This is a genomic window from Pseudanabaena mucicola FACHB-723, assembly GCF_014696385.1.
GTDB lineage: Bacteria > Cyanobacteriota > Cyanobacteriia > Pseudanabaenales > Pseudanabaenaceae > Pseudanabaena.
Genome location: NZ_JACJQB010000066.1, coordinates 1 through 11,162, shown reverse-complemented (window position 1 = coordinate 11,162; position 11,162 = coordinate 1). Strand labels below are relative to the sequence as shown.

At 41.2% G+C, this 11,162-nt stretch carries 11 protein-coding genes and 1 pseudogene; 8 read left to right on the top strand and 4 right to left on the bottom strand.

Going from position 1 to position 11,162, the window contains the following annotated elements; all coding sequences use genetic code 11:
• The first annotated feature begins 223 nt into the window (after positions 1–223).
• The 4 genes from biuH (at position 224) to H6F41_RS17740 (ending at position 3,648) form a co-directional block, all read left to right on the top strand.
• The gene (gene biuH, locus H6F41_RS17755; protein WP_199288832.1) at positions 224–907 is read left to right on the top strand and encodes a biuret amidohydrolase; all 684 of its coding nucleotides are present in this window, start codon (positions 224–226) and stop codon (positions 905–907) included.
• A gap of 99 nt (positions 908–1,006) precedes the next feature.
• Complete coding sequence (locus H6F41_RS17750) at positions 1,007–2,581, top strand: ABC transporter ATP-binding protein (RefSeq protein WP_190404796.1); 1,575 nt, start codon at positions 1,007–1,009, stop codon at positions 2,579–2,581.
• Between the two features lie 6 nt (positions 2,582–2,587).
• Positions 2,588–2,947 carry a cupin domain-containing protein gene (locus H6F41_RS17745; protein WP_190404795.1) on the top strand — a complete coding sequence of 120 codons (360 nt, stop codon included), beginning with the start codon at positions 2,588–2,590 and terminating at the stop codon, positions 2,945–2,947.
• Between the two features lie 11 nt (positions 2,948–2,958).
• Positions 2,959–3,648: a cysteine hydrolase family protein gene (locus tag H6F41_RS17740; RefSeq protein ID WP_190404794.1), complete on the top strand. Its 690-nt coding sequence runs from the start codon at positions 2,959–2,961 to the stop codon at positions 3,646–3,648.
• A gap of 3 nt (positions 3,649–3,651) precedes the next feature.
• Here the strand turns inward: H6F41_RS17740 and ppk2 are convergent, their stop codons facing one another.
• The 4 genes from ppk2 to H6F41_RS17720 form a co-directional block, all read right to left on the bottom strand.
• The gene (ppk2, locus tag H6F41_RS17735) at positions 3,652–4,599 is read right to left on the bottom strand and encodes a polyphosphate kinase 2 (protein WP_190404793.1); all 948 of its coding nucleotides are present in this window, start codon (positions 4,597–4,599) and stop codon (positions 3,652–3,654) included.
• Positions 4,600–4,774: 175 nt separating this feature from the next.
• Positions 4,775–6,121: a UDP-glucose dehydrogenase family protein gene (locus H6F41_RS17730; RefSeq protein ID WP_190404792.1), complete on the bottom strand. Its 1,347-nt coding sequence runs from the start codon at positions 6,119–6,121 to the stop codon at positions 4,775–4,777.
• Positions 6,122–6,214: 93 nt separating this feature from the next.
• A complete protein-coding gene (locus tag H6F41_RS17725) occupies positions 6,215–7,153 on the bottom strand; it encodes a UDP-glucuronic acid decarboxylase family protein (RefSeq protein ID WP_190404791.1) in 939 nt (312 codons plus the stop codon).
• A gap of 2 nt (positions 7,154–7,155) precedes the next feature.
• Positions 7,156–8,649, bottom strand: a complete 1,494-nt coding sequence (locus H6F41_RS17720) for an SLBB domain-containing protein (protein ID WP_190404790.1) — start codon at positions 8,647–8,649, stop codon at positions 7,156–7,158.
• 155 nt (positions 8,650–8,804) lie between these two features.
• On the opposite strand from H6F41_RS17720, the gene H6F41_RS17715 reads away from it, so the two are divergent.
• The 4 genes and pseudogenes from H6F41_RS17715 to H6F41_RS17700 all read left to right on the top strand — a co-directional run.
• Positions 8,805–9,551 (top strand): HAD family hydrolase, encoded by a 747-nt coding sequence (locus H6F41_RS17715; protein WP_190404789.1) that lies wholly within the window; start codon positions 8,805–8,807, stop codon positions 9,549–9,551.
• Positions 9,552–9,598: 47 nt separating this feature from the next.
• Complete coding sequence (locus tag H6F41_RS17710; RefSeq protein WP_190404788.1) at positions 9,599–10,246, top strand: riboflavin synthase; 648 nt, start codon at positions 9,599–9,601, stop codon at positions 10,244–10,246.
• Between the two features lie 154 nt (positions 10,247–10,400).
• A complete protein-coding gene (ndk, locus tag H6F41_RS17705; protein ID WP_190404787.1) occupies positions 10,401–10,850 on the top strand; it encodes a nucleoside-diphosphate kinase in 450 nt (149 codons plus the stop codon).
• 172 nt (positions 10,851–11,022) lie between these two features.
• A pseudogene (locus H6F41_RS17700) lies at positions 11,023–11,162 on the top strand (photosystem II q(b) protein); the annotation flags it as partial.

Below are 11,162 nucleotides of genomic sequence, written 5' to 3'. Positions count from 1 at the left end.
CCTACGGGAAAATAGCTCGATGCCAAGCTTAATTTTTAGCTCCAAACAACAAAGACATAAGAGAGAGAGGAGTCAGCTCGTATAAGCTGACTCCTCTCTCTTTTTTGTCTTTGTTTCATTCTGTGTAGATATGCCTTTTTGTTTTGTTGGAACAGTTTTAATTTTGCTAATCAATAACAATTTATCTAACTAACTCTTATACAGCATTGTTCTTTAGATAAATATGTACGTTAACTCTACCCCTTATCCCTATCCTTATAACGGCGAATTAAGAATTGATAATACAGCACTTATTGTTATTGATATGCAGACTGACTTTTGCGGTGTTGGCGGGTATGTTGATAAAATGGGATATGACTTATCTTTAACTCGTGCTCCAATTGAGCCAATTGTAAAAGTTTTAACTCTGTTTCGAGATAAAGGCTTTCTTATTATTCATACTCGTGAAGGGCATCGCCCAGATCTATCAGATTTACCTAAAAATAAGCGGTGGCGATCCCAACGTATTGGCGCTGGAATTGGGGATGATGGGCCATGTGGAAAAATATTGGTGCGTGGTGAGAAGGGATGGGATATTATTCCTGAACTTTACCCATTACCAGATGAAACGATAATTGATAAACCTGGGAAGGGTTCATTTTATGCTACGGATCTTGATCTTATTTTGAAGTGTAAAGGTATTCAAAATATAATTTTGACAGGTATTACAACTGATGTTTGTGTCCATACAACGATGCGTGATGCTAATGATCGTGGCTATGAATGCTTAATTTTGTCAGATTGTACGGGCGCTACTGACTATGGTAATCATCTTGCTGCTTTAAAGATGGTGGAAATGCAAGGAGGCGTGTTTGGAGCAGTTAGTGATTCTGAATCATTGATTACAGCAATTACCCAATATCTTTAGTTAAATATATAATGATGTTACGTGGATAATGCTGTGGACAGGATGAATTCAGACGGTCTTGAAGACAATCTTACTGATAATCTGGTTAAACAAGAATCCATGAAAGAGTCTATACCACCCTTGGATATTCCAACTAGTGTTTCTGCTGACGCTCTACGATCGCATTTGCCACCTGAGTTAGAGTTGGTAAATGTATCTAAAAAATTTGGTTCTTTTATTGCGGTTGACAATATCTCCCTTAAAGTTCTGCCTGGGACTTTTCATGCTTTACTGGGCGAAAATGGTGCTGGTAAAAGTACACTCGTAAAGTGCATTATGGGTTTTCATTTAGCAAGTCATGGCGATATTTTGATCAACAAACAATCCCGTGATATTCACAGTCCTCGTGATGCCTATAACTATGGTATTGGCATGGTTTATCAACATTTTACGGTTGTACCTGCAATGACTGTTGCCGAGAATCTCTTATTGGTCAGACCCGATACTCCTACTATAATTAATTGGAAAGATGAGCTAGAAAAGCTAAATGCTTTTATGGAAATTTCTCCTTTCAAGATAGATTTAAATACGCCAATTTCGCAATTAGCGGCAGGTCAGAAACAGAAGCTAGAAATTCTCAAACAGCTTTACCTCAAGAGTCGCATTTTAATTTTGGATGAGCCAACATCGGTGCTAACCCCGCAAGAAGCTGATGAAGTGTTGGGTTTACTGCGAGAAGAGGTAACAGCAGGACGATTGAGTGTTTTAATGATTAGTCATAAATTTCGCGAAATTACTGCTTTTGCGGATAATGTGACGGTTCTCCGTAAAGGCAAGTTAGCAGGAAGTGGCTCTACTAAAGACTTATCTGTTTTGGATATGGCAGCAATGATGTTAGGAGAGAGCAAGGAATCTCGTCAGGTTGAAAAAACAGTTGTTGCTTCTGAGCAAATAGTGCTGGATATTCGTAACCTCCATGCTGAACGTGATAATGGATTAGAAGCTGTGTCTGGAGTTAATCTCCAGATCAAAAATGGTGAGATTGTTGGTATTGCTGGTGTATCTGGCAATGGTCAGAGGGAATTAGTCGAAGTTCTCTCTGGACAAAGGGTTGCTACGTCTGGTGAGATTTTTGTCAATGGTGAGAGATACTTGGCTACTCGACCAGAAATGTATAAACATCAAGTATTCTCTCTTCCTGAAGAACCGCTACGTAATGCTTGTGTACCACATATGAGTGTTGCTGAAAACTTGGCTTTACGAACTTTTGATCGATTTCCCCAATCTAAGGGGGGCATTTTGCTTTTGTTCAAAGAAATTCGTGAAACCGCCAAAAACTTAATTAAGTCCTTTTCAATTAAGACTCCATCTCCCGATACTCCTGTTGGAAATTTGTCTGGTGGTAATGTTCAGAGAACCGTTCTGGCGAGAGAACTGTCTGCGGCAAATATTAAGTTACTTATTGTGGCAAATCCTGTTTTTGGTCTTGATTTTGCTGCGGTTGACTATATTCACAACCAAATTGTGGAGGCACGAAATCGAGGTGTTGGTGTACTTTTGGTTAGTGAGGATCTGGATGAGATTTTGACTTTGAGCGATCGCATTTTGGTTATGAGTGATGGTAAGTTTGCCTACGAAAGTACGAGTGCTGAAGCTGATTTGACTGTGATTGGACAGAAGATGGCAGGGCATTAATTAAGTATGTTAAATAATAACCCTCAAGTTCGAGTTTTTCCTGAATTGCTAGCTCGTTTTAGCTATGTCGATCTGCCTTGGCAGCCATTCCGCGAAGGTGTCGAAATATACCATTTGTATGAGAATAATGCAGGCTCTAGTGCGGCGTTACTTCGCTATGCAGCAGGTGCAAAAGTTCCTAAACATACACATTTAGGATATGAACATATATTTGTATTAGCAGGTTCTCAGTCTGATGCTGAGGGTACATATACTAAAGGGTCTGTGATTATTAATGCACCTAATACTAGTCATCAGGTGTCTAGTGAACATGGATGTGTAGTTTTGATTGTTTGGGAAAAGCCTGTAATTATGACTAATGAATAATGGAGAACCTAATGACCACAATTGTTGCAAATCCCTATGAATATGTAGTACCTACCGATCGCAAGATTGCCTTGGTTATCATCGATATGCAGCGCGATTTTCTGGAACATGGTGGATTTGGTGATGTGTTGGGTAATGATGTTACCCAATTGCAAAGCGTTGTGCCTACGATCAAGCGGCTATTAGAGACTTGGCGATCGCTAAATTTACCCGTCATTCATACCATTGAGGCGCATAGTCCAGACCTATCGGATTGTCCTCCTTCTAAGTTGAAGCGTGGTAAAGGTAGTCTAAAAATTGGTGATCAAGGAGCTATGGGGAGGATTCTGATTGCTGGGGAAGATGGCAATAATATTATTCCAGAGCTTACGCCGCAGGATCATGAAATTGTGATTGTCAAGCCTGCTAAGGGGGCTTTTTGTCGAACTGATTTGGAAAATATTCTACAAAAAGAAGGAATTACCCATTTAGTGTTTACTGGGGTCACTACGGAAGTTTGTGTGCAGACAACGATGCGAGAGGCTAATGATCGCGGTTATGAGTGTTTATTAGTTGAGGATGGAACTGCCAGCTATTTCCCAGAATTTAAACAGTCAACTATAGAGATGTTGCGTGCTCAAGGTGGCATTATTGGCTGGACAGCTAAGGCGGATGATGTAATTACAGCGTTTGCACCGCAATTATCTGAAACTAAGTCTTAAGATTTACTTTAAATCTGCGGTCACATCATTAATAAAGTTTTGCAGATAGATGGGTGGACGCACATAAACCATCTTGTTTTGTAGAGGTGGGAGCTCAATTGGTTTTGTTAATACATCTTCGTAGGGAATTTGGGCTAATAGATGATTGATACAGTTTAGTCTTGCACGGCGCTTATCATTCGCATCAATCGCATACCAAGGTGATATCTCTGTATCTGTTGCATTAAACATGTCATCCTTCGCTTTAGAATATTCTACCCAACGAGAACGAGCTTCCAAGTCCATTGGGCTGAATTTCCAACGTTTACGGGGATCTTTGATCCGATCTTGGAACCTCTTTTCCTGTTCTTCATCACTAACGGAAAACCAATATTTGATCAAAATAATGCCCGCTCTTTGAATCATATCTTCAAATTCTGGGCAGGAGCGAAGAAACTCGACGTACTCATCATGGGTGCAATATCCCATCACATGCTCGACTCCAGCACGGTTATACCAACTGCGATCGAATAAAACTATCTCTCCCGCAGCAGGTAATTCGGCAGTATAACGTTGGAAATACCATTGAGTCCGCTCTTGATCTGATGGCTTACCTAGTGCCACAATTCGACAAATACGGGGGTTGAGGGATTGGGCGATGCTTTTAATTGCGCCGCCTTTTCCTGCGGCATCACGACCTTCAAAAACGACGACAACCTTTAGACCTTTATGTTTGACCCACTCTTGAAGCTTGACTAATTCTATTTGTAATTTTTTGAGTTCTTTTTCATAAACTTTTTTAGACAATTTTGGTAAGTTAAGCAATCGATTATCTTCAATTGTGTCTTGAACTAGACTATCTGATTCATCTTCCTTAAGTTGATGAGAAAGATTAGACGAATTTTTTTTCTTACCAAGTTTAATGTTGAGCTTAGAATTATCTGTCTTGTCAATTTTCTTTTTTTTTGTCATTACAATGTTTTGATGATTAGCTGATTATTAACTATGGCTTGTGTTGCTCGTATAGCGGCTAGCACAAGCTGTTAAATTTGTGCTGAACTATTTAATAATCAGGATATAGCGATTTGTATTTTAAAAACTAAAGAGAAGATAAAGGTGTTACTGAGACAACACCTTTATCTTCTCTTTAGCGTCCGATGCCTATGTATTGATAGCCAAGAGCTTTGAGAGCTTTGCCATCTAGAAAATTACGGGCATCAATAATTACAGGGTGTGCCATTAATGTCAGCATCTTGGCATAATCGATGCTTAGAAATTCTTGCCAATCTGTGACTAATACTACTGCGTCACAACCATCGGCGAGACGCTCTAGATCTGTTTCGACAATTACATTTGAAAAGCCTTGACGTAGTCCTGACTGAGAGACTAGGGGATCGTAGGCTTTCACTCTTGCGCCTAAGCGACTTAATTGATCGATGAGTGTTAGTGCAGGTGCATCGCGCATGTCATCTGTATCTGGCTTGAAGGTCATTCCTAATAGACCAATGGTTTTACCTTTAAGGATTTTTAGAGCTTGTTGTAATTTCTCAACAACTAAAGTTCTCTGGAGTTCATTGACCTTGACACAGGCTTTTAAAATGTCAGTTGAATAGCCGTAGTCTTCGGCTGTGTAGATTAAAGCTGATACGTCTTTGCCAAAGCAGGAACCACCCCATCCGATTCCTGCTTGCAAGAATTTAGAGCCAATTCGTGAGTCGAGTCCGATGCCTTTGGCTACCTCTTTGACATCTGCACCGACGCGATCGCAAATATTGGCAACCTCATTGACAAAGCTGATTTTAGTTGCAAGAAAGGCATTTGCTGCGTACTTAATCATTTCTGCTGAGTTTAAATCAGTCACGACCACAGGAACTGGCGGTAGGGTTTTGTCCTCGGCAAAAGAACGTTCAATGATTGGTTGATAAAGATCCTGCATCATTTTGAGCGCTCGTTCACTACCACTGCCAACAACAATGCGATCGGGGTTAAATGTGTCATATACGGCTACCCCTTCACGTAAAAATTCAGGATTACTGACTACATCGAACTGAATTTGATTGGTATTGCTTTTACCCGACATACCATCAAGGACGATCATGCGTACCCAATCACCAGAACCAATTGGAACTGTAGACTTATTGACAATTACACGATAGCCTTCAGTGAGATTTTCGCCAATACTGCGAGCAACGGCTTCGACATAGCGCATGTCACTGCGACCATCTGCTAGAGAAGGTGTGCCTACGGCAATAAATAAAATTTCTCCATGCCTTACTCCTGCGGCAATATCCGTTGTGAACTCAATTGTTCCTTGGCGAATTGCTGCTGATAGAATTTCAGGTAGCCCTGGTTCATGGATGGGGGACTGTCCTGACTTCATGAGCTTGACTTTCTCTTCGTTATTATCCACACAGATGACATTATGTCCGATGTATGCAAGACAAGCACCTGTGACAAGACCTACATAGCCAGTTCCGATGACGCAAACACGCATATTTTTAGTTACTCGCTTAAATAAATAGAATGAATCAATAGATCGAGTGGAATGATGAAAGGAGCTTTGAGGCAAACATCTCGATTTTGGAAGTTATAACAGGTTGGTGATACGAGAGCGAAAATAGGCTATTGTTTTCGCTAAACCTTCTTCTAGCGGTACAGTAGGTTGCCACTGTAAATGGAACTTTGCACTAGAAATATCGGGCTGACGACGCTGGGGATCGTCCTGTGGCAAAGGTTTGAAGATTAATTCGGCGCTAGGATTGATCATGCGTTGAATTGTCTGCGCCAATTGGAGAATTGTATATTCCGCAGGATTACCCAAGTTAACGGGACCAATGTAATTTCCATTCATGAGTCGCATTAATCCTTCTACGAGATCGGATACATAGCAGAAACTACGAGTTTGTGAGCCATCCCCATAAACTGTGAGTGGAATTCCCTTGAGAGCCTGAACTACAAAGTTGCTGACAACCCGTCCGTCATTCTCTAACATTCTTTCTCCATGAGTGTTAAAGATGCGGGCAACTCTGATATCGGTATGATACTGGCGATGATAGTCGAAGGTAATCGTCTCGGCAATGCGTTTACCTTCGTCATAACAGCTACGAATGCCATTACAGTTTACATTGCCCCAATAATCTTCTATTTGCGGATGAAGGAGAGGATCTCCATAAACTTCAGATGTGGATGCCAATAAAATCCTTGCGTTCCATTGTTTTGCCAATTCCAGCATATTTAGAGTGCCTAAAAAGTTGATTTTGGCGGTTTTGATGGGATCAGCTTGATAGTGAACAGGTGATGCTGGACAAGCAAGGTGATAGATCTGATCGATATTGTCCACCGTGATCGGTTCAACGATATCGTGTTCAATAAATTTAAACTTGGGATGATCTGCCCATTGATTATTATTAGATCTCTGACCTGTATATAGGTTGTCAATGCAAACAATTTCATGTCCAGATTCCATCAGCCGATCGACTAGATGCGAGCCAATGAAGCCTGCACCACCAGTAACAAGGATTTTCATGCTTATCTTCTAAACAGGTTATTAACTAATGAAAAGGGGGTAACAATGTTACCGAGAAATCTAGTAGCTGAGCCAAGAATACTTGCCCCAAAGGATGGGCGGATGACAATTACATCGCGATCGCGTAATCCAGGATTTGAGTCTTCATTTAAAGGGAGATTTAGGTCAGCAACAAGATCTCGCCGCATTATAGAACCATCAGGATTGACACGATATAGCTCAACAGCACGCCAGTCGGCATCATTGGTGAGACCACCTGCGAAAGAAATTGCTTCTGTAAATGAGCTATTGGGGCGAAGTTGTAATGGTCCGGGGCGAACTGCTTCCCCAACTACTTGGACTGTGATGACTGTTGGGGAGAATGTAGCCTTGGCAATTTGGAGATAGTCGGTTGGATTAGTTTTTTCTAATCGAGGGATTGTAATTAAATCACCGTCAGTAAGGGTGACATCTTGACTGAGATCTGCTTTGGTAATCAAGTCAAGTAGGTTGGCTTTAACGATAGTGCGTTCACCTCTATCATTGAGTCGAGATATCTGGACGTTGCGGATATCGGCTATTTCCGTGACTCCGTTGGCTGCTTGCAATGCTCTGCTGAGTGTAACTGGCCCGCCACCAGATGTTGTGCCTGCGCCTGTGGGTGCGCCTGTTAAGCCTGTGGGGGTTGTACCATTGCGGGAGTAAATTAAAGTTTGTGGGCCAACTCGATTGACTTCGCCCACAATGGCAACTTGGATTGTGAAGCTATCTGGTGAGAATGTTGAGTTACTGACAAGACGAGTTTGTGAAGCGCTTGCTTCAGCTAAAGGAGGAACTAAGATTGAATCGCCATCAAGAATCCGAATATCTTGACTAATGTCACCTCTCTCTAATAGGTTTTGAAGATTGATCGTGATGATTTGACGACCCATGGAACCATTACGACGTGAGATTTGAATGTTGCTGATATCGGCTCTGGAGGTGATACCTGAGGCTGATTCTAATGCTCTGGTTAATGTCGCGGCATTGATGCCAGATGAGCCGTAATTTAGAAAGCGTGGACCTGGGCGATTTACTTCTCCGACGATCGCAATATTTAGGGGACGAGGGGTGACTAGAGAAATGTTAACGATGTTACGCACAAGAAAAGGGTTAAGTTTTTCGCGCAAAAGTGTGGTAGCTTCGTCGATTCCTAATCCTTCTAGTTTGACTGCGCCAATTAAGGATATGTTGATAGTCCCATCGGGAGCTATTGTTTGTGTTCCTGATAGTTCTGGTACATTGAATACGTCAATTTTGATGTTGTCACCTGCGCCCAGAATGTAGCGAAATGTATCTTGGGGGGCACTGACATTTAATCGAGATCTGTTGAGTGGTTCACTGATTCTGCTATTGCTAGGGTTCGATAGGTTTGGCGGTGATGTCCTATCAATAGTTGTATCTTGAGCCCAGAGGGGCAGAGGAGTGTGGATCAGGGCTGCAAATATGATTAACTTGCTAAATTGAGGTGTATGCATAAAATTTCTCTATAACCCAACTGTCTCAGAGCTTTCAAAAACAGAATACCTGCCATAATAATAGAGATAGTTTGTTTCCGTTTGTTTTTTCAAACTTTGGCTGTCATTGTATCAGCACACTTAATATTTTATCTCAGCAATCTTTCTGAAATTTAATGCGATCACCTCAGGTTATTTATGTTGATGCCGTTGGTACTTTGTTTGGTGTAAGGGGTAGTGTTGGTGAGCAATATGCCAAAGTTGCCTTGAATTTTGGTGTCTGTCTTGAGCCTAAGTTAGTTAACCAAGCGTTTTATCAAAGTTTTCAAGCTGCTTCAAACATTGCTTTTCCTAATTTGCCACAGTCAGAAATTGCGATCGCAGAGTATCAGTGGTGGTACTCGTTGGCTGTCCAAACTTTTACTAAAACAGGTGATTTAGACAAGTTCTCTGATTTTGATGGCTTTTTTAAAAACTTGTATGCTTATTTTGCTACAGCAGAACCTTGGGGTGTCTATGAGGATACTCTGCCAGCGCTAGATACATGGCAGAAGCAGGGAATTTCTTTGGGGGTATTGTCAAATTTTGATAGTCGAATTTATCCAGTCATGGAGGCCTTAGGATTAAAGTCTTACTTCAGTTCAATCACAATTTCCACTGAATCAGGAGCAGCTAAACCTGATGCTCTGATTTTTGAAGTTGCCTTGGCTAAACACCAATTGCAGCAAACACCTGACTTGGCTTGGCATATTGGTGATAGCTTTAGTGAAGACTATCTGGGTGCGAGTGAGGTGGGCATCAATGCTCTGTGGCTAAATCGCGATCGCAATATGCCAAATGATCTAGCTGGGCAAGCAGCCAATACCATCGATAAGTTAACCTCTGTTGTCTTGAAAATAGATATAGAGCATCCGTTGATATAAAACAAATTTCTTGCCACAACTTTTTACTGAAAGTTTATTACAAAGTTATGTTTACTGGACTTGTGCAAACCATTGGCTTGATCGAACGTCGTGATCGCGATCGCCTTGTCATTCATTGTCCAGATATTGTTGCCAAAATTGCGATCGGTGACAGCGTTGCTGTTAATGGTGTATGCCTCACTGCTACTAAGATCTCTGACAGCAATTTTGTCGCTGATGTCTCTCCTGAAACATTGGGTAGAACTTACCTTGGCGATCGCAAATTAAAATACGTCAATTTAGAAATGGCTCTGGCGGTTGGCGATCGCATCGGTGGACATTTTGTGTCAGGACACATTGACGGCATGGGTAAACTCATCGAGAAAGCGATTGTAGGTAACTCTTGGGAGTTAAGCTTTGATGCTGAGCCTGCGATCGCTCGTTACATCGTTTTTAAGGGCAGTATCGCTATTAATGGAATTAGTCTTACTATTTCTTATTGCAACGAATCAGGTTCAAATTTTCGAGTCGCTGTGATTCCCCATACCTACGATAATACGACCTTAAAATATTTAGAAATCGGCAGTAGTGTGCATCTAGAAGGTGATTTGCTGGGTAAATATGTGGAGAAATTTCTGAAATCAAGTCATATTGCCTCAACCAATCTATCCACTCCTACAATAACTCCATCATTTCTCACGGAACATGGCTGGTAATATGATTGCTAGTAATTTTGGGATAGCAAGCAAAAGGTAGAGGCAACTCATGAATTGCTTCTACCTTTTTGGTTTTTGTTTAATTTGCGTTCTTTAAATGAAATAATGCTTTTTGTAAACTTTTTTACAATTGCTTAATACTTTTACCAAAATCATGGAACGTACTTTTTTGGCAGTCAAGCCTGATGGCGTGCAACGCCACCTAGTTGGAGAAATTATTCGTCGTTACGAAACAAAAGGCTTTAAGCTCGTTGGTCTGAAAATGTTGCAACCCAGTCGCGAACTAGCTGAAAGTCACTATGCAGTACATAGAGAAAGACCTTTTTTTGCTGGCTTAGTTGACTTTATTACCTCTGGGCCAGTTGTGGCGATGGTGTGGGAAGGCGATGGCGTGGTAGCTTCGGCTCGCAAAATTATTGGTGCAACTAACCCACTTACTGCTGAACCTGGTACAATTCGCGGTGATTTTGGCGTAAATATTGGTCGCAATATTATCCATGGTTCCGATGCGATTGAAACTGCTCAAACTGAGATTGCCCTTTGGTTTAAACCAGAGGAATTAGTCGAATGGCAACCAAACTTAACAGCTTGGGTTTACGAATAATTATCAAATACAGATAATTACCAAAAAGGAGGTGCTTTGCACCTCCTTTTTGATTTTGGTTCGGTAATCTCGACTCTCTCAAAAGTATTATTGACAAAACTTAACAATTTGATATATTTGTAAATGTAAGAGCAGTCTTACATAAATAAAAGTTTTAAACCAAAACACAAAAATGACAACAGCAGTACAAAGACGCGAAAGCGCATCACTGTGGGATCAATTTTGCAATTGGATCACCAGCACCAACAACCGCCTCTATGTAGGTTGGTTCGGCGTAATCATGATCCCTTGCTTACTCGCAGCGACCATTTG